We start from the raw sequence: 275 nt of genomic DNA, 5'->3' as shown, positions 1-275 counted from the left end.
CTCGTCTTCTGTAAAATTACTAAGCAAAGAAAAGTATTCAGCTCTGGACTCAACCGTCAACGGTTGGATAGAACCTAAATTAATAAGAGTTGAAACAGCCTCGTCAGGAGTCATTTCGCTAGTAAGTGGGGCTCTCTGCCCAGAGTAATAAACCTTGTCAGACGCAATAGCTACATCCAGCAGTTCACGTACTTCACCATAACGAGCGGAACGCGCAGCGGTTAGAAACACTCCATCAAAAATGACCAAGACGCTATCAACGTGAGGAATAATAT

The 275-nt window shown here is 43.6% G+C and carries 1 protein-coding gene; it reads right to left on the bottom strand.

Going from position 1 to position 275, the window contains the following annotated elements:
• On the bottom strand, positions 1-275 hold a 275-nt coding region (locus P353_RS29800; protein WP_232776259.1), incomplete at both ends, for a hypothetical protein.

The sequence above is a fragment of the Comamonas testosteroni genome, from assembly GCF_000761245.1.
Lineage (GTDB): Bacteria > Pseudomonadota > Gammaproteobacteria > Burkholderiales > Burkholderiaceae_C > Comamonas > Comamonas testosteroni_C.
This window is presented reverse-complemented; position numbering and strand designations above follow the sequence as displayed.